The organism is Nocardia sp. NPDC050712, assembly GCF_040654295.1.
Taxonomy (GTDB): domain Bacteria; phylum Actinomycetota; class Actinomycetes; order Mycobacteriales; family Mycobacteriaceae; genus Nocardia.
This window is the reverse complement of the sequence record NZ_JBFAHT010000001.1, coordinates 2,114,062-2,131,269: the sequence shown is the minus strand read 5'-3', so window position 1 is coordinate 2,131,269 and position 17,208 is coordinate 2,114,062. Positions and strand designations below refer to the sequence as shown.

The 17,208-nt window shown below is 69.7% G+C and carries 18 protein-coding genes; 6 read left to right on the top strand and 12 right to left on the bottom strand.

The genetic code is table 11. The features are described 5' to 3' along the window. Positions 1–245: 245 nt before the first annotated feature. The 5 genes from lnt to AB0H76_RS10280 form a co-directional block, all read right to left on the bottom strand. Positions 246–1,994 (bottom strand): apolipoprotein N-acyltransferase, encoded by a 1,749-nt coding sequence (gene lnt / locus AB0H76_RS10300; protein WP_357320163.1) that lies wholly within the window; start codon positions 1,992–1,994, stop codon positions 246–248. 344 nt (positions 1,995–2,338) lie between these two features. After that, positions 2,339–3,937, bottom strand: coding sequence for an amidohydrolase (locus AB0H76_RS10295; RefSeq protein ID WP_357320160.1), 1,599 nt, complete (start codon positions 3,935–3,937; stop codon positions 2,339–2,341). A 121-nt stretch (positions 3,938–4,058) separates the two neighbouring features. Continuing rightward, positions 4,059–4,556: an FxsA family protein gene (locus AB0H76_RS10290; protein WP_357320158.1), complete on the bottom strand. Its 498-nt coding sequence runs from the start codon at positions 4,554–4,556 to the stop codon at positions 4,059–4,061. Between the two features lie 95 nt (positions 4,557–4,651). Continuing rightward, entirely contained in the window at positions 4,652–5,308 is a 657-nt protein-coding gene (locus tag AB0H76_RS10285; RefSeq protein WP_357320156.1) for a response regulator transcription factor, read from the bottom strand. A 26-nt stretch (positions 5,309–5,334) separates the two neighbouring features. Next, the gene (locus AB0H76_RS10280; RefSeq protein ID WP_357320153.1) at positions 5,335–6,513 is read right to left on the bottom strand and encodes a histidine kinase; all 1,179 of its coding nucleotides are present in this window, start codon (positions 6,511–6,513) and stop codon (positions 5,335–5,337) included. Between the two features lie 119 nt (positions 6,514–6,632). On the opposite strand from AB0H76_RS10280, the gene AB0H76_RS10275 reads away from it, so the two are divergent. Beyond that, on the top strand, positions 6,633–7,400 hold the full coding sequence (locus tag AB0H76_RS10275) for a TSUP family transporter (protein WP_357320150.1): 768 nt from the start codon (positions 6,633–6,635) through the stop codon (positions 7,398–7,400). Positions 7,401–7,413: 13 nt separating this feature from the next. Here the strand turns inward: AB0H76_RS10275 and AB0H76_RS10270 are convergent, their stop codons facing one another. Continuing rightward, positions 7,414–8,073: a helix-turn-helix domain-containing protein gene (locus AB0H76_RS10270; protein WP_357320147.1), complete on the bottom strand. Its 660-nt coding sequence runs from the start codon at positions 8,071–8,073 to the stop codon at positions 7,414–7,416. Between the two features lie 127 nt (positions 8,074–8,200). On the opposite strand from AB0H76_RS10270, the gene AB0H76_RS10265 reads away from it, so the two are divergent. Together AB0H76_RS10265 and AB0H76_RS10260 are read left to right on the top strand one after the other, a co-directional pair. After that, on the top strand, positions 8,201–9,718 hold the full coding sequence (locus AB0H76_RS10265; protein WP_357320144.1) for a TldD/PmbA family protein: 1,518 nt from the start codon (positions 8,201–8,203) through the stop codon (positions 9,716–9,718). Next, the gene (locus AB0H76_RS10260) at positions 9,715–11,127 is read left to right on the top strand and encodes a TldD/PmbA family protein (protein WP_357320141.1); all 1,413 of its coding nucleotides are present in this window, start codon (positions 9,715–9,717) and stop codon (positions 11,125–11,127) included. The genes AB0H76_RS10265 and AB0H76_RS10260 overlap by 4 nt, the downstream gene beginning before the upstream one ends. Position 11,128: 1 nt before the next feature. Here AB0H76_RS10260 and AB0H76_RS10255 read toward each other — a convergent pair whose 3' ends face one another. The 3 genes from AB0H76_RS10255 to AB0H76_RS10245 all read right to left on the bottom strand — a co-directional run bounded on the left by AB0H76_RS10255 (position 11,129) and on the right by AB0H76_RS10245 (position 12,771). Then, positions 11,129–11,647, bottom strand: coding sequence for a DUF4333 domain-containing protein (locus tag AB0H76_RS10255; protein ID WP_357320138.1), 519 nt, complete (start codon positions 11,645–11,647; stop codon positions 11,129–11,131). A 157-nt stretch (positions 11,648–11,804) separates the two neighbouring features. Next, positions 11,805–12,188, bottom strand: a complete 384-nt coding sequence (locus tag AB0H76_RS10250; protein ID WP_357320135.1) for a PPOX class F420-dependent oxidoreductase — start codon at positions 12,186–12,188, stop codon at positions 11,805–11,807. A gap of 34 nt (positions 12,189–12,222) precedes the next feature. Beyond that, a complete protein-coding gene (locus AB0H76_RS10245) occupies positions 12,223–12,771 on the bottom strand; it encodes a PadR family transcriptional regulator (RefSeq protein WP_357320132.1) in 549 nt (182 codons plus the stop codon). A 108-nt stretch (positions 12,772–12,879) separates the two neighbouring features. Here AB0H76_RS10245 and AB0H76_RS10240 point away from each other — a divergent pair, with 108 nt between their 5' ends. After that, entirely contained in the window at positions 12,880–13,593 is a 714-nt protein-coding gene (locus AB0H76_RS10240; RefSeq protein WP_357320129.1) for a glyoxalase, read from the top strand. 9 nt (positions 13,594–13,602) lie between these two features. On the opposite strand, the gene map is transcribed toward AB0H76_RS10240, so the two are convergent. Next, positions 13,603–14,367: a type I methionyl aminopeptidase gene (gene map, locus AB0H76_RS10235; protein ID WP_357320126.1), complete on the bottom strand. Its 765-nt coding sequence runs from the start codon at positions 14,365–14,367 to the stop codon at positions 13,603–13,605. Positions 14,368–14,500: 133 nt separating this feature from the next. On the opposite strand from map, the gene AB0H76_RS10230 reads away from it, so the two are divergent. Both AB0H76_RS10230 and AB0H76_RS10225 read left to right on the top strand, forming a co-directional pair. Further along, positions 14,501–15,712 (top strand): MFS transporter, encoded by a 1,212-nt coding sequence (locus AB0H76_RS10230; RefSeq protein ID WP_357320123.1) that lies wholly within the window; start codon positions 14,501–14,503, stop codon positions 15,710–15,712. Between the two features lie 9 nt (positions 15,713–15,721). Then, positions 15,722–15,985, top strand: a complete 264-nt coding sequence (locus AB0H76_RS10225) for a helix-turn-helix transcriptional regulator (RefSeq protein WP_357320120.1) — start codon at positions 15,722–15,724, stop codon at positions 15,983–15,985. A gap of 9 nt (positions 15,986–15,994) precedes the next feature. Here the strand turns inward: AB0H76_RS10225 and AB0H76_RS10220 are convergent, their stop codons facing one another. Further along, positions 15,995–16,300, bottom strand: coding sequence for a hypothetical protein (locus AB0H76_RS10220; RefSeq protein WP_357320117.1), 306 nt, complete (start codon positions 16,298–16,300; stop codon positions 15,995–15,997). Positions 16,301–16,497: 197 nt separating this feature from the next. Next, positions 16,498–17,010: a hypothetical protein gene (locus tag AB0H76_RS10215; protein ID WP_357320115.1), complete on the bottom strand. Its 513-nt coding sequence runs from the start codon at positions 17,008–17,010 to the stop codon at positions 16,498–16,500. Between the last annotated feature and the right edge of the window lie 198 nt (positions 17,011–17,208).

The following is a 17,208-nucleotide window of genomic DNA, read 5'->3' as shown; positions in this document are numbered from 1 at the left end:
GTTTCACATCGAAGTGCGGTGGTAGACCACCTGATTCATCGGCTAATATTTAGCTAATATTGCTGAATATCGGGTCTCTCACACGAAACACCAGCACCAGGAGTGCGGGATGCGGACACTTCTGATCCATCAGCTAAGAACCGGCGAATAGCACGCAAAAGCCCAGGGCGGGTGCTTGACAGTCACACCGGCCCCGGAAGATACCGAGTGTTCGGTTATTGGGGGTGTCCGGCCGCGCGGCGGCCTCAGCGTTCGACGAGAACCTCGGCCGCGGTGGTGCCCGGGCCACGCGCCCGGCGACGGGAGCGCAGCGCCGCTACCACAGCCGCAACGGTGAGAATAACGGACAGCAGTTCGGGTACGGGGCCGAATCGGGTTGCGAGTGTGGTGCTGTCGCGCAACGGCAGGTCGGCGACGAGCGCCGCGGGGACGAACAGCGGCGTCTGCTGGCGCACCGCGCCGTCGGCGGTGATGATCGCGCTGACCCCCGAGGTGGCGGCGACGACCAGCGCCCGCCCGTGCTCCACCGCGCGCACCCGGGACATCGCCAGCTGCTGGTAGGTCATCTCGCTGTCGCCGAAGGTGGCGTTGTTGGTGGGCACCGTCAGCAGTTGCGCGCCGGCGTTCAGGGAATCGCGGAAAGCGCGATCGAAGGCGACCTCATAACAGGTGGCCACGCCGATATCGATGCCGTTCGCGCGCACCGCGCCATCACCGTCGCCGGGCACGAAATAGCCCGCGCGGTCGGCGTAATCGGAGAACAGGCGGAAGAACGAGCGCATCGGCAGATATTCGCCGAACGGCTGGATGATCTTCTTGTCGTGCCGCTCCCCCGGGCCGGCCGCGCCGTTCCACACCATTACCGAGTTCGTGGTGGTGCGATCGGAGTTCACCAGCACCGCGCCGACCAGGATCGGGGCCTTGATATCCACCGAGGCCCGGGAAATCAATTCCCGCGCGTCCGCATTCCGCAGCGGATCGATATCGGACGAATTCTCCGGCCAGATCACGACATCCGGCTGCTTCGCTGCCCCCACCGCGACTGCCCGGGCCAATTCCTCGGTGCGCCGGACATGGTTGTCCAGCACCGCGCGCCGCTGCTCGTTGAAATCCAGCCCGAGCCGCGGCACGCTGCCCTGGATCGCGGCGACCGTGATCATCCGGTCGCCCTCTTCCGGGCCGGGCAGCGCGGTCCGGAGGATCACTCCGGTGATAGGCATGATAGCCAGAGTTGCTGCCGCAGTGATAATTCCGGCCTTGGTACTGCGGGTGATCTGGGGTTTTTGTGCTGGGATGGGGTGTTCCGGAGCGCTTGCCGGGTCCGTTGCGTCGGCCGAGTCCCCTGTCCCAGCGCGATCTGCCGCGCCAGCCGAGTCCACGATCTTTGCCGAGCCGTCGTCCGCGGTGTGCGCCGAAATCTGCCACAGCCGACTGATCAGCGCCGCGGCTCCGGTTCCGGTGAGCGCCACCGCGAAGCCGACCAGCGGTGCGCCGCCGACCACCGCCAACGGCAGAAACCAGCCATCGGCCTGCCCGAAAGCCAGCCGCCCCCACGGAAATCCGCCGAACGGAAAACTGGACCGCACCCACTCGGTCGTCACCCACGCCAGCGCGACCCACACGGGCCACCCCCGCAGTGCCCCTACCAGCCGAACCAGCACCCCGAACAGCCCGACATACACCGCGCACACCGCCGACAGCGCCAGCCACGGCACCGGCCCGACATAGATCCCGGTCCACGGCAACAACGGCAGAAAGAACCCGAGCCCCGCCAGCACCCCGTACCCGAATCCCCCACGCAGCCTGCCACCCCCGCGCAGCACCAGGGTCAGCAGCGCGATCCCGACCGGCGCCAGAAACCAGAATGGCCGCGGCGGAAAACTCCCGAACACCAGCAACCCGGCGACCACGGCCCCCACGGCCCGCACCAGCACCGGATACCGCCCGACCACATCCGTAACCCGCCGCACCACCGAGCCGCGCCCCTCACTCATCGCCCTGCACACTCCACATCGACAACCGCCACAGCACAGACTTTCTCGTCACTCCACCCGGGCGATCGCACAAGAGACGTCGCGCGGCTGAACACGGCACGACTCGGAGCTTTGTTCAGATCACACATCTTCTGCGCACTCCACATCAGAAAACGCGACGGTACAAGCCTTCTGGTCACTGTGCCCGAGCGATCGCATAGGCGACTTCGGCCAATGGCGGGTGAGCACAGCGCGGCGCGCTTGGTTCTGCGGTTTACCCATCGCCTGCGCACCTCATATCGGGAAACGCAGTGGCACAGGGGCTCTCGGCACAGCACCCGAATCGCGTGGGTGGGGTGTTGAAGTCAGGCTTCATAGATGGTGGCTCCGCGGTGGACGGTGCGGAGGCAGCGAGGCAAAGGAGCGTCCGGGGTGAGTGGGGGCAGGCCGGGGACTCGGGAGCGGGGGTCGGTGGACCAGCGCTGGACGGTGTCGGCGGCCGCGGCGACGACGAGGTCGGCGGCGTCCCAGATGGCGTAGGAGGCGGGGGCGCCGGGGACCAGGGTGCCGGCGAGGCCGTCGCGGACGCCGCCGGCGCGCCAGGCGCCGCGGGTGGTGGCGGCGAAGGCGGCGCGCGGGGAGATGCCGTTGCCCGGGGTGCGGTGCTGGGTGGCGGCACGGATCGCGGACCAGGGGTTCAGGGGTGTGACCGGGGCGTCGGAGCCGATGGCGAGGGAGATGCCCGCGGCGGCCATGGCGGCGAACGGGTTCAGGGTGGCGGCGCGGCCGGCGCCGAGGCGGGTGGCGTACATGCCGTCGGGGCCGCCCCAGGTGGCGTCGAATACCGGTTGCACACTGGCGATCACGCCCCAGGCGCCCAGCTTGGCGATCTGATCGGCGTCGAGCATCTCGGCGTGTTCGACGCGGTGGCCGCGCGCGGCCACCGCGGGTCCGCCGAGGGCCGCCACGACCCGTTCGAATCCGGTGACCACCGCGTCCATCGCGGCATCGCCGATGACGTGGAACCCGGCCTGGATCCCGGCCTCGGTGCACGCCCGCACGTGCGCGGCGATCGCGTCGGCGTCGAGGTAGGAGCGGCCGGTCTCGTCGGCGTCGGCGTACGGTTCGCGCAGCCACGCGGTGTGCGAGCCGATCGACCCGTCGACGAACAGGTCACCGCCAAGCCCGTGCACCCCGAGCTCCTGGACCAATGCCTTCGCCTCTTCGGCGGTCTGCACGGCCGCACCCCAGTACGCGCGCACCTCGACACCGTGCTCGAACTCCAGCAGCTCCTGGATGTCGGTGCGCCCGGCGATATCCGGGCCGCCGCACTCGTGCACCGCCACGACGCCTTGCGCGGCAGCGGCGTCCAAAGTGGCTTTGCGCGCCGAATCCCGTTGCGCGCGAGTCAATCCCGCGAGGGCCGCGGCCCGCACCAGATGATGGGCGTCGGCTCGGACCGGCGCATCGGCGACATATCCGGCCGCGGCGGTAACCTCGGGCACCGCGTCCAGCAGCGCCGACGAGGCGATCGCCGAATGCGCGTCCACCCGAACCAGATACACCGCCCGCCCGGCACCGGCCGCCGCGTCGATCTCGGCGACGGTCGGCGCCCGCCCCTCGGCCCAGCGCGTCTCGTCCCACCCGTCACCCAGGATCGTGCCCTCGGGATGCGCCGCCGCGAACTCCCGCACCGCCGCCAAACACTGCTCGAGCGACTCCGCCCCGGACAGATCCAGCCCGGTCAACCGCAACCCGAGCGCGGTCACATGCACATGCGGATCGACGAACCCCGGCGCGACGAACGCCCCGTCCAACTCGATGATCTCCGCATCCGGATGCAACGCCAGCCCCGGCTTGTCGGCCCCCAACCACACCACCATCCCGTCGGTGACCGCCATCGCGGTCGCGTCAGGAGCACTGGAACTGTAGATCCGACCACCGATCAGCAACTGGGTACCCACGAGAGACCAGTCTGCCGTACCGCCCCCACACCTCCGCACACCCCACACACCGATATGCCGCACCCCACAATGCCGACGAACGTTCCTGTCGGACTCGGCAGGGCCTGGAGCGGTCGATGTCTCAGACCGAGCGGATGGCGCGGTGTGCGCTCTTGCCGTCGTCGTACCACTGCTGGACGACGACGCCGTCGATGACCTCGCCCCGGTCGACGACCTCTTCGCCGTCGATGACGATGCCGCGGTAGGGCATCTGCGCGCGCAGCTTGCTGACGCGGCGGTCGGCGAAGGAGCGGACGAGGGGGCGGACCAGGAAGCGGGTCGGGGGAAGCAGGAAGAGCAGGCCGATGAGGCCGGTGACCAGGCCGGGGATGAACATCAGGAAACCGCCGGCGGCGACCAGGGTGGCGTCGGCGACGGCGGTGCCGGGGGTGACCTCACCGCGGCGGGCGCGGCGGAACTGCTCCATCACGCTGCGCGCCTGCGGGCCGATCAGCAGCATGCCGATGGCGGAGACCGCGATCAGGGACAGCACCGCGGGGATGATGCCGAAGAAGTGCCCGACGGCGACGAGGGCGGCGAGCTCGGTGACGGCGTAGAGGACGAAGATCAGGGCGGGCATGGCGATCCTTTCGGGCGGGCCTATCTGTTCCAACGTCCAGATCGACCGGAAAGCTCCCGCTGGAGGCTGGGAACCCGCTGAGATTTCCGGCACCCTCAGCCGCCGGGCCGGACCAGCCCGGTCTCGTAGGCCAGCACCACCGCCTGCACGCGATCGCGCAGCCCGAGCTTGGTGAGCACCCGGCCGACGTGCGTCTTGACGGTGGCCTCGGACAGGAACAGCTGCTCGGCGATCTCGGCGTTGGACCGGCCCGCGGCGATCTGCTCGAGCACCTCGCGTTCGCGGGCGGTGAGCACGTCGAGCACCGCGGGGTCGCGCATGCCGCCGGGTTCCTCGGCGATGAGGCGATCCAGCAGGCGCTTGGTCACCTTCGGCGAGACCACGGCGTCGCCGGCGGCGACGCTGCGGATCGCGGAGATCAGGTCTTCGGGCGGGGTGTCCTTGAGCAGGAACCCGCTGGCGCCGGCTCGCAGCGCGCCGAGCGCGTGCTCGTCGAGGTCGAAGGTGGTCATCACGAGCACTTTGCTGTGGCCCGACTCGACGATCCGACCGGTCGCGGTGACGCCGTCGACCACCGGCATCCGCACGTCCATCAGCACCACGTCGGGCCGTAGCTCCCGGGCTCGCGACACCGCGACGGCCCCGTTCTCCGCCTCGCCCACCACTTCGAGGTCGGGATGCGCGCCGAGCACCATCTTCAGGCCCATGCGCATCAATTCCTGGTCGTCGACGACGAGAACGGTGATCGGCACGCTCCCAATCTATCGGCAGAGCAGAGCTATTCGGTGAGGCCGGGGGTGAGCGGAATGGTGGCGTGCACGCGCCAGGTGCCGTCGGCGCGACGCCCGGCCGTCAGCGTGCCGCCGAGCACCGCGATCCGTTCGCGCATGCCGAGCAGTCCGAGCCCGCTGCCCTGGATCGGATGCGCGGGCGGGCCGTGCACGGGGGTGCCGCCGGAGTCGGTGACGTCGACCACGACGTCGGTGTCGCGCCGCTGCACCCGGACCCAGGCCTTGGGGCTGGCGCCCGCGTGCCGCAGGGTGTTGGTCAGCGACTCCTGGATGATGCGGTGCACGCCGAGACTGACCTCGGGGGTGATGTCGTCGAGTTCACCGGTCAGCTCCAGGTCGACGGCCAATCCGGTGCCGCGCATCATCGCGGCCATGGCGGCCAGGCCGGCGGTGCCGTGCTGCGGCAGTTGATCCGGCGCGTGCTCGGTGCGCAGCAGCGCCACGGTGCGGCGCAGTTCGCGCAGCGCCTCGCGCCCGGTGCCGGAGATGATGGACAGGGCCTGTTCGGCGGTGTCGGGGTCGCGGCGCAGCGCGTACTTCGCGCCGTCGGCTTGCACGATGATCACGCTCACCGCGTGCGCGACGACATCGTGCAGTTCGCGGGCGATGCGGGTGCGTTCCCGCGACACCGCCTCGTGCGTGCGGCGTTCCCCGGCGTCGTCGGCGACGGCGAGCCGCGCGGCCACCTCGGCGTCGTAGGCGTGGCGGGCGCCGTTGAACTCGGCGAGGGTCCAGCACAGCGCGTAGTACATGCCGATCACCCACACGGTGGTCAGCACGGGTTGGCGCAGCAGCCAGATCGAGAGGGTGGTGTCCAGGATCAATCCCACCACCAGCAGCAGGCCTTCACGCCGCCCGACGTAGGCGACCAGCGTGTAGAGCATGATGCCCAGCGCCAGCAGCGCCGGATGGACGGCCATGTCGTCGAGCAGATAGCTGACCATGGTCGTGCACAGCGACAGGATCAGCATGGCGCCCGCCATCGCCCGCGGATAGGTGCGCCGCAGCGCGACCGGTAGCGGCAGCAGCCCGCTGAGCACCAGATAGACGACCGGCTGCGTGCTCTCCCCCACGCCGACGAAGATGTCGACCAGCAGCAGCCCGAAGGCCAGCATGCAGTCGGCGACGACCGGCTTGCCACGAAGCCACAGACTGAACCGGCGCATGGCGTTCACCCTAGGGCGCGCCCGCCGCCGCATCGAATAGCCGCGCGCTGCCGCCGATTCCCGGTGGGACGGCGGACCCGATGCGCGCGCAAACATAGGATGTCTGGTTGTCTTGCGGCGTGGATTTCGGAGACTGGGCGGTACTGCTGACGGCCGCGACCGCCGCGGGCTGGGTGGACGCGGTGGTCGGCGGCGGCGGTTTGATCATCTTGCCGACGCTGTTGCTGGTGGCGCCGACCATCGCCCCGCAAACCGCCCTGGGCACCAACAAGATGGCCGCGGTCGCGGGCACTGCCGCCTCGGTGGCGACCTTCGCCCGCAAGGTGCCGATGCAGTGGCGGCTCCTGCTGCCCGCGGCCCTGATCGCCGCGGTCGCGGCCGCGGTGGGCGCGGCGGCGGTGTCGCTGATCGATCGCGACCTGTTCATCCCGATCGTGCTGGTGGTGCTGGTCGGGGTGGCGGTGTTCGTCACCTTCCGGCCCTCGATCGGGGTGACGATGGCGACCCATCGCCCGACCCGGCGCAAGGTGATCCTGGTGGTCGCGCTCGCGGCGGGCCTGATCGGCCTCTACGACGGCCTGATCGGGCCGGGCACCGGCACCTTCCTGATCATCACTTTCGCCACCCTGCTCGGCACCGAGTTCGTCCGGGCCGCGGCCATGGCGAAGGTGATCAACTGCGGGTCCAATGTCGGCGCGCTGATCTATTTCGGGCTCACCGGCCACATCCTGGTCGCGCTGGGCGCGGCCATGGCGGTGGCCAATATCGTGGGCGCGGTGCTCGGCTCGCACATGGCGCTGCGCAACGGCGCGAAGTTCGTGCGCGTCGTACTGCTGGTGGTGGTCGTGGCGATGGTGGCCCGGCTGGGCTGGCAGCAGTTCAGCTGAGCCCCATCGGTTTTCAGCTGACGGGTTCCGGAGACTTCGCCGCGCGCGAGGAGTTGAGCCAGGGCTGCAGGACCCGCGAGGTGGTCTCGTGGATCCGCCGGGTCAGGCGCTCGCCGTCCTCGGTGGCCGACTGTGGTTGCTGGAACAGCACTGTCAGCGCACCCGAGACCGCCCCCACGACCGCACCGACGAGCGCGGCGGCGCCGACCTCGTCGAGTTCGTCGGGGAACGCGGCGTGCAACTGGCGGCCGATCTCGCGCTGCGCGACGAGTTGCGCGTGCGCGGCCCGCCCGCTCACCGCGGGCACCGTGCGCGAAACCTGCGCGCGCACAGCGGCGATCCGGGCATTGAGATCGTCGACGAGGTGTTCGCCGGGATTGTCGCCGGCGGCGCGCAACGCGCGCAGCAGCACCTCGACGGGCCGTTCCCCGGGCCGGCGGGAGCCGATGGCGGCGACCGCGGCCCGGATCCGTTCGTCGGATTCCGGGAAAAGCAGCTCTTCCTTGCTCGCGAAGTAGTTGAAGAAGGTCCGGGTACCCACCTCGGCGGCGGCGGCCACGTCGGCCACCGTCGTTTCCTCGTAACCTCTTTCCTCGAACAGCTCGACAGCGGACTCGAGCAGAGCGCGGCGGGTGCGTTCCCGTTTACGGTCGCGGAGGGCGGATGGTGGCACGCGGGCACAGTACTTCTTTTGGCGCGCATAGTGGTGTAACCACGGGTTTCCCGCGCGCCGCGTGATCTTGATCTACCGGTCCCGCAGTCGCTCAGCGCAATTCACCCGGGCGTGTAGCGTAGCCGGGGTGACCTCCGGAGTAGACGCCGAATTTCTTGCGCTACCGCTGTCGACGCTTGCCGATGCCGCGCTGTCCACCGCACGGGTTTTGGGCGCCGAGCACGCCGATCTGCGGGTGCATCGACTGGTGACACAGTCGATCCGGGTGCGTGACGGCCGCGTGGAAGCGATCAGCAACGCCACCGATCTCGGTCTCGCGGTCCGCGTGATCGTGGACGGAACTTGGGGTTTCGCCTCCGCCGCCGCACTCACCCCCGATACCGCCGCCGAGGTCGCGCAGCGCGCGGTGACGGTCGCGAAGACGCTGCGCGCGCTCAACCGCGAACGCGTCGAGCTCGCCGCCGAACCGCGCTACGACAACGCGCAGTGGGTCTCGGCCTACGCGGTGGATCCGTTCGCGATCCCCACCACCGACAAAGTCGATGTGCTGCAGGATTATTCGGGCCGTTTGAGCGCCGCCGACGGCGTCGACCACGTGTCCGCCTCGGTCCTGCAGGTCAAGGAGCAGACCTTCTACTCCGACACCGCCGGGTCCTCGATCACCCAGCAGCGGGTGCGCCTGCATCCGGTGCTGGAGGCGATCACCGTCGACTCCGCCGCGGGCGGCTTCGAATCCATGCGCACCCTGGCGCCACCGGCCGGGCGCGGCTGGGAGTACGTCACCGGCGCCGACGGGATCTGGGACTGGAACAGCGAACTCGCCCAGATCCCGGCCTGGCTGGCCGAGAAGGTGAAGGCGCCCTCCGTCGTCGCGGGGCCGACCGATCTCGTCATCGATCCGTCCAACCTGTGGCTGACCATCCACGAGTCCATCGGCCACGCCACCGAATACGACCGCGCCATCGGCTACGAGTCGGCCTACGCCGGCACCTCCTTCGCCACCCCGGATCAGCTCGGCACGCTGCGCTACGGCACCCCGATCATGCAGGTCACCGGCGATCGCACCGAGACGCACGGCCTGGCCACCGTCGGTTTCGACGACGAGGGCGTGGCCGGGCAGCGCTGGGATCTGGTGCGCGACGGCGTGCTCGTGGGCTACCAGCTGGATCGGGTCTTCGCGCCGCGCCTGGGCCTGGAGCGCTCCAACGGCTGCTCCTACGCGGATTCGGCGCATCACGTGCCGATCCAGCGCATGGCCAACGTCTCGCTGCAACCGGATCCGGACCGCGACACCAGCACCGCGGAGCTGATCTCCCGGGTCCAGGACGGCATCTACATCGTCGGCGACAAGTCCTGGTCGATCGATATGCAGCGCTACAACTTCCAGTTCACCGGGCAGCGCTTCTTCCGGATCCGCGACGGCAAGCTGGACGGTCAGCTGCGCGATGTCGCCTACCAGGCGACCACCACCGACTTCTGGGGCTCGATGGAGGCGGTCGGCGGCCCCTCCACCTGGCAGCTGGGCGGTGCGTTCAATTGCGGTAAGGCCCAGCCCGGGCAGGTGGCGGCCGTGAGTCACGGCTGCCCGTCGGTGCTGGTGCGCGGCGTCAATATTCTCAACACCCGAAACGAGGCGGGGCAGTGACTGCCACAACGGTTTTGGCCGCTCCCGAGGTCGTGGAGCTGGCACTGGGCCTGTCCCGGGCGGACGAGGCGATCGTCCTGGTCACCGACGCGCACGAGGCGTCGCTGCGGTGGGCCGGTAATTCCATGACCACCAACGGTTCCTCGGTCTCGCGGACCTGGTCGGTGGTCTCGATCTTCCGGGACGGGCCGAATTCGGCCCGGGTCGGCAGCATCAGCTCGACCAGTGTGAACGCCGCCGATGTCGAGGCCGTGGTCCGGGCCAGCGAGGCGGCGGCCCGCACCGCCGAGCCCGCGAAAGACGCCATGCCGCTGCTGGATCCGGAGGCGCTGACCCAGCCCGCGCTGGACGCCGACCTGCCCTGGGACGGCTCGCCCCTCAGCACCGACATCACCGTCTTCGAGGGCGTGGCCCGCGACCTGGCCGCCGGTTTCGACGGCACAGACAAGCTCTACGGCTTCGCCCACCACCAGGCGCATTCCACCTGGCTGGGCACCTCCAACTCGATCCGCCGCCGCTGGATCCAGCCGACCGGGTCGATCGAGATCAACGGAAAGCGCGGCACGGGCGCGGAGCTGGCCAGCGCCTGGGTCGGCGCGGGCACCCAGGATTTCACCGACGTCGACGTCCCCGGGCTGCTGCGCGAACTCTCGCGGCGTCTGGACTGGTCCGCGCGCCGGGTGGAGCTGCCCGCCGGGCGCTACGAAACGCTGCTGCCGCCCTCGGCGGTCGCCGATCTGATGATCTACCTGAACTGGAGCATGGAGGGCCGCGGGGCGCACGAGGGCCACACCGCGTTCTCCCGGGCGGGCGGTACCCGAATCGGCGAGCGGCTCACCGATATTCCGCTCACCCTGTATTCCGATCCCGCAGCCCCCGGCCTCGAGTACATGCCGTTCGTCGCGGCCACCTCGTCCTCGGAGGCGGTCTCGGTCTTCGACAACGGCCTGACCGCCGAGCGGGTCGACTGGTTGCACGAGGGTGTCATCCAGTCACTGGTCTATCCGCGGGCGACGGCCGCCGAATTCGGCGCTCCCGTCACGGTGCTGGGCGAGAACCTGCTCATGACCGGCGGGGCCGACAAGTCGCTGGAGGACATGATCGCGGCCACCGAGCGTGGCCTGCTGCTGACCTGCCTGTGGTACATCCGTGAGGTCGACCCGGCCACGCTGCTGCTGACCGGCCTCACCCGCGACGGGGTCTACCTGGTGGAGAACGGCCGGGTCACCGCGGCGGTGAACAACTTCCGGTTCAACGAGAGCCCGCTGGATCTGCTGCGCCGGGTCGCCGAGGCGGGCCGCACCGAGATCACGCTGCCGCGCGAGTGGAAGGACTGGTTCTCCCGAACGGCCATGCCGCCGTTGCGGATTCCCGACTTCCACATGTCCTCGGTGAGCCAGGCGACCTAGCTCACTGCGGGCGCGACACCTCGTAGGTGCCGTCGGCGTCGGTCACGGTGACGGTGACGGCCTTCTTCACACCGTCGATCCGGGCGCTGCACTCGTAGCTGCTGCCCACCACGACGGGCAGTTCCGCCGGGCACTTCACGTCCCGGACGGCCGTCAGGCCGTAGGACTCGCTCAGCACCTGGGTGACGCCGCGCTGCACGGCGACCGGGTCGAGATTGTCCGGCACGGTGGCGGCGGTGGCCCGGCCGACCGGCTCGGTCGGCAGCGCGCCGATCGGCGCGGCCGCGACCGGAGCGGAGGCCGCGGGCGTGGGTTTCGGTGCGGGAGTGTCGTTTTCGCGAATATTCACCACCACCAGCCCGGCGATCACACCGGCAACGGCGATTACGACGGCGGCGATCACCCCGGCGATGATGACGGGGACCCAGCCGTTGGGGTCGCTGCCGCGTTCGGGCTCGTGGCTCGGTTCGGCGATCGGGTACGGGCGAGCGGTGTTCGGCCGTCTCGTCGGTGCAGTCATTCAGTCCCTCCCTCTACTGGGGCAGAGTCGAAACAATGGTGTTCGGCTGTCAACCACCCCCGTGCCCGAGGAAGGATAGCCGAGCTGGTGCGGGCGTGCCGCGAGTCGTGACGATTCGTTCGCCCCGACATGCCGGGGCGAAACGAACCGCGAGTAGCTAAGGGGCGGGAGTGATCTCGAGGCCGATCGTGCCCGCCTTACCGCGGCGCAGGTTACTGCCCAGAATGACGAGCGGGCCCATGAGGAAGTACTTCTTCTTGATCAGTTTGCGCACCATGTCCGAGCCGTCCGCGTCCAGCACCCGGCCGGTGCCCTGGACGACCTCGCCGCGCGGCTTGCCCTTGACATCGCAGGGCTGCACGGTGACAGCGGGATTGCGGCGCAGCCGCTTGACCTTCCAGCTGTCGGTGACCGTCCACACGTAGAGCTTGCCCTCGGCGGCGGCCGCCCACAGCGGGGTGGCGACCGGGCTGCCGTCTTTCCGGAAGGTCGTCAGCAGTACGTAGTCGGCCTTGCCGACGGCCCCGAGGGTGTTGGTCATGGCGTCAGCCTACTGGTCACCGGATCTTGTTGCCTCAGTCGGTTGTTCGATATTCCCCGGCCTCCAGCCGCGCGATCAGCCCGCCGGTCCAGCCGGCGAGGTTCGCGAACACCCCGGTCCAGAGTTCCAGCAGATCCGTGGCGTGCGGCGGCTCGTGGCGGCCGGGGAATTCCGGGATCATCGCGGTCAGAGCGTCGCGCACCGCGGCGCTGTTGCGCTGCTGCTCCCGCAGTTTCGCCAGGATGTGGGCGCGGGGCAGCGCGTCCATGAACGCGATGGCGGCGCCGAGCTCTTCCATGTCGACGCTCACCAGGGCGAGGTCCATCAGCACGCGGAACTCGGCCTCGCCCGCCTCGGTCACGGTGAACAGGGTGCGGCCCGGCCCCTCGGCGCTGGCCTCGGTGCCGGCCGTCTCGAGTTTCCCCTCGGCCGTGAGCTGCTTGAGCGCGTGATAGATGGAGCCGGGTTTGACATTGGTCCAGGTTTCGGCCCGCCAGGACAGCAGCTCGCGACGTACGGCGTACCCGTGGGTCGGTTGCTGCCGCCGGACGACGCCCAGCACCAGCAGACGCACTGCGGACATGATCGGCTCCTTTGCTCGACGGCCATACTACTCAAACTTGACTTCCGGATTTTCACGGCGCTACGCTCGGCTAGTCAAAATTGATTAGTGCAGCTCAGAGGAGTGATCATGGCCGACAGTCCAGTTCCGGTGCTGTGGAGCGGCGACGGCGAGCAAACCCTCGACTTCTACAAAACCCTCGGATACACCGTGGTCTCGGCCCAGACCCGGCCCTACGTCTACATCGCGCTCGATCGCGAGGGCTGCCCGCTGCACTTCACCGGGATGCCGGACGGTTTGACCAGCCCGTTCGAGGGCGCCGGCTGCCTGATGATCGTCTCCGACCTGGCCGCCCGGCACCGCGATTTCACCGAGCGGCTGCGGGCGCGCTACGGGAAGATTCCCGCGAAGGGATACCCGCGCATCACCCGGTTCCGACCGGGCCAGAGCCGATTCACCCTGGTCGACCCGACCGGCAACTGGCTGCTGTTCATCCAGCGCGACCAACCGGAGGAACCGGAGTACGGCGGCTCCGCCGACCTGGAGAACCTGGCCAGGGTGCTCGACAACGCCCGCATCCTGCGCGACTTCAAGAACGACGACAAGGCCGCCGCCCGGGTGCTCGAGGTCGGGCTGCGGCGCTTCGCCCTCGAATCCGAACCCGTCGAACGCGGCCGCGCGCTGGCCATGCTCGCGGAACTGGCCATCGCCATGGACGACCCGGAGGGTGCGGCGAAATACCGCGCGCAGGTCCGTGAGCTCGATCTCTCCGCCGCCGATCGCGACCTGGTGGCCGAGGAACTCCAGGCGGGCGTCGATTTGGAGGGGTGGTCGTCGCAGTAGAGGTGGCGCTCAGGCCGCCGTGAGCACCTGCGGGCCGTCCTCGGTGATGGCGATGGTGTGCTCGGAGTGCGCGGTCCGGGAGCCGTCGGCGGAGCGGATCGTCCAGCCGTCGGCGTCGGTGTAGATGCGGTCGGTGGTGCGGGCGAACCACGGTTCGATGGCAATGGTCAGGCCGGGGCGCAGGGGGTGGCCGCGGCCGGGCCGGCCGGCGTTGGGCACGTGCGGGTCCTCGTGCATGGTGCGCCCCAGGCCGTGCCCGCCGAATTCCAGATTCACCGGGTAGCCGTGCGCCTTCGCGACCGCGCCGATGGCGGCCGAGAGATCACCGATCCGGTTGCCGGGCAGCGCTACCGCGATGGCGGCGGCCAGGGCCTCCTCGGTGGCGCGGACCAGTTTCAGGTCCGCGGCCGCCGCATTGCCGACGATCACGGTGGTAGCCGCGTCCGCGACCCAGCCGTCGATGCCGACGGCGAGATCCATGGTCAGGACGTCGCCGTCGGCGAGGGTGTAGTCGTGCGGAAGTCCGTGCAGGACCGCGTCGTTGACCGACAGGCAGACGGTGTTGCGGAACGGCCCGCGCCCGAAGGACGGCGTGTAATCCCAGTAGCAGGACTGCGCGCCCCGCTCCCGGATCCGTTCGCGCACATGGGCTTCCAGGTCCAGCAGATTGACTCCCACCCGGGCGCGCGCCCGCAGATCGCCCAGCACCTCCGCCACGAACCGCCCCGTCACCCGCATCCGCGCGATCTCCTCGGGCGACTTCAATTCCACCACGTGCACTCCACCTCTCGTTGGTATTTTAATACCACCGTAGCGTGCCCGGTATTTTTATACCAATCGCTCGCCGCGACGGTCGCGTCCGGATGCCGCCAGCACCGCGACCCGGCACTTCCTACCGTCGGTCGACATGACCACTGACCCTGTTGCCCCGATCCGCGCCGACGCCCACCTGCGGGGATCGGTGGTGCTGTTCCTGTCGCTCGCGGCGGCACTCGGCACCTCGGCGATCTATCCACTGCAACCCGCGATCGCCGAGGTCGCGGACGGCCTCGGCCTCCGGATGACGGTGGCGGGGCTCGCGCTGGCCTGCGGGCCGATCGGCTACCTGATGGGCCTGGCCCTGCTGGTCCCCCTCGTCGATCGGTTCCCGCCCGCGCGCGTGCTGGCCGCCCAGTTCGCCGTGCTCGCAGTCGCTTTGGCGGTGTGCGCCACGGTGCAGAACGCCTGGCAGCTGGGGTTGATCATGACCGTGGTCGGCGCATGCTCGGCCGTCGGCGCGGGCCTCAGTTCGGTCGCGAGCCGCTTGGCCGCGCCGCATCGGCGGGCGACAACCCTGGGCCTGGTCACGGCCGGGATCTCGGTCGGAATCCTCGCCGGGCGGATCGCCGGCGGCTGGCTGGCCGACGAAATCGGCTGGCGTGGCACACTTTTGACCTTCGCCGCCGCGGCCGCGGCCGTCTCGATCTGCTGCTTGCCCGCACTGCCCGCCACCCGGGGCGCGGGCGAGCGCGGCTACCTCGCGACCCTGCGTTCCCTGCCCGGGCTGTTCGGCCGATACGCCGCACTCCGGGCCGCGGCCGCCGCGGGCGCGCTGTGGTTCTTCGCGTTCTGCGCGGTCTGGGCCGGACTCGCGGTCGCGCTGTCCGAGCCGCCGTTCGCCTACTCTGCGGAGCGCATCGGCCTGTACGCCCTGGCCGGGCTCTCCGGGGTGCTGGCGACCCAGGTCGCGGGCGCCTGGACCGACCGCGTCGGCGCCCGCCCGGTCATCCTGACCGGCCTCGCGCTGGCCGCCACCGCCGCCGTGCTCGCCGGATTCACGCTCACCAGCACCCCGGTGACCCTGGTCTGCCTGGCCCTGTTCGACGCCGGGCTGTTCGCCGCGCAGGTCGCGAACCAGAGCACGGTGCTCGCGCTCGATCCCGCGGCCCCGGCCCGCTTCAACAGCGCCTACATGCTCGTCTACTTCGTCGGCGGCAGCCTCGGCACTGCGTCCGGCGCGGCCGCGGTGGAACGGTTCGGGTGGCCCGCCACCGCGGTCCTCGCCGCCGTTGCCATCGCGGCCGCCGCCGGGATCGTCGCGCGCGCCACCCCGGTATTTTTATACCGATCGGTGCGGTAGCCTGGGCGCATGGTTCGTCTTCCGCTGTCCCCCGCCCAGATCGCGGCGGGCCGCCGCCTCGGCGGGCTGCTGCGCACGGCCCGCGGCGAGCGCGACCTCACCGAGGTCGCGCGGGCGGCGGGCATCTCCCCGGAGACTCTGCGCAAGATCGAGACCGGCCGGCTGCCCTCCCCCGCGTTCGGGACCGTGGTGGCGCTGAGCCAGGTACTGGAGCTGCCGTTGCAGCAGCTCGCCGACACCTGCCGCGCGGTGGGCCTGGCCGAATCCGCCTAGCGCGGCGTATCAGGTGCCCGCGGTACCGCCGCCGATGGCGAAGTAGACGGTCATCAGAACGAACAGGAACCAGCCCGCGCCCTGCCAGATCACCCAGTTCTTCCCATCGCGCCACCGCAGATAGGTGATGACGAAGGCGCCGAGGCCACCGAGCAGCAGCACCGCGCCCGGGGCGAAGACGACCGCCGCCCGCGCCGCCCACAGCGCGGTAGCCGCGGCGACCACGGCCGCGATACCGAGCACCGCGACCACATAGCTCGCCGCACGGCGGAACGTGCCGTCGTCGGTGAATCGCTTTTCCACGTCGTTGACCATGCCGGCCCTCCTCACAGCGATCGGAGCCTGTCACCCCATCATGCCCCGCGGCGGCCCGGCCATAAACGTGAGATCGAATTGAAAGGCGCGTGCGCCTAATACCGGATAACAGCGATCCCCGGTCGAGCGGCCATTTCGTGAAATGGTTCGGCCGCCGGGCCGGGGATATCCACTACGGATTGGTCACTGCGGGGTCGTCATTGATTGGCGCCGGCGATACCGCCGATGATGCCACCGATCACACAGCCCACCGGCAGCCCCACGAGGAAGAACAGCGCGCCGATGAGCGCGCCCACGGCACACCCGATCAGGACGCCCGCGACCGTCGTGCCCGCGTCACCGATGTTCTGCAGATTCGCCTGCGGCGCAGGCGCGTTGACCGGTGTGAGCGTCAATGTGCTTGCGGCGGCGTCGACTTCCGGAATCACCTGAACCTGCTGGCCTGCCACGGTCCGCAAGGCGGTGGGCACCGACGCCAGCACCGCGCCGTCGGGCGCGATCACACTGAAACCGTCGGGCCTGAGCTCGAACTTCCCCGAGGCCAGCGTCAGCGTGGCCGCCGAGTTGTCCGGCGCGACGGCGGCCACGTACGAGACGCCGCGGTCGGTGCCGGTGAAGCTCTGGACGGGCGCGCCCTGCGCGGTGACCGCGGTGACGCCGGTCGCGGCGGCGGTCAATACCGCTGCCGCTACCAATTTTCTGATCTTCATAAGATATCCAATCATCCAGCCGAATCGATTGTTGTTCCCCGAGATACGGAGCTGGGACCCAATAATCATGCGCCTTCACGGCATTGGATGTGTGGGGAATGCGGCAACTAATTGCGGCTTCAAGATCCAATAGCGACCCCAGAATTGGGGGATTGATTTCTTCTGGAATGCATTCGGGAGCCGTGGCCCGGAGCAGCC

What these genes read in the sequence shown, in the direction of transcription:
- lnt (WP_357320163.1), bottom strand. Translation starts at nt 1,994, where the DNA reads ATGAGTGAGGGGCGCGGCTCGGTGGTGCGGCGGGTTACGGATGTGGTC.
- AB0H76_RS10290 (WP_357320158.1), bottom strand. Translation starts at nt 4,556, where the DNA reads ATGCCCGCCCTGATCTTCGTCCTCTACGCCGTCACCGAGCTCGCCGCC.
- AB0H76_RS10280 (WP_357320153.1), bottom strand. Translation starts at nt 6,513, where the DNA reads ATGCGCCGGTTCAGTCTGTGGCTTCGTGGCAAGCCGGTCGTCGCCGAC.
- AB0H76_RS10255 (WP_357320138.1), bottom strand. Translation starts at nt 11,647, where the DNA reads ATGACTGCACCGACGAGACGGCCGAACACCGCTCGCCCGTACCCGATC.
- AB0H76_RS10250 (WP_357320135.1), bottom strand. Translation starts at nt 12,188, where the DNA reads ATGACCAACACCCTCGGGGCCGTCGGCAAGGCCGACTACGTACTGCTG.
- AB0H76_RS10245 (WP_357320132.1), bottom strand. Translation starts at nt 12,771, where the DNA reads ATGTCCGCAGTGCGTCTGCTGGTGCTGGGCGTCGTCCGGCGGCAGCAA.
- AB0H76_RS10240 (WP_357320129.1), top strand. Translation starts at nt 12,880, where the DNA reads ATGGCCGACAGTCCAGTTCCGGTGCTGTGGAGCGGCGACGGCGAGCAA.
- AB0H76_RS10230 (WP_357320123.1), top strand. Translation starts at nt 14,501, where the DNA reads ATGACCACTGACCCTGTTGCCCCGATCCGCGCCGACGCCCACCTGCGG.
- AB0H76_RS10225 (WP_357320120.1), top strand. Translation starts at nt 15,722, where the DNA reads ATGGTTCGTCTTCCGCTGTCCCCCGCCCAGATCGCGGCGGGCCGCCGC.
- AB0H76_RS10220 (WP_357320117.1), bottom strand. Translation starts at nt 16,300, where the DNA reads ATGGTCAACGACGTGGAAAAGCGATTCACCGACGACGGCACGTTCCGC.
- AB0H76_RS10215 (WP_357320115.1), bottom strand. Translation starts at nt 17,010, where the DNA reads ATGAAGATCAGAAAATTGGTAGCGGCAGCGGTATTGACCGCCGCCGCG.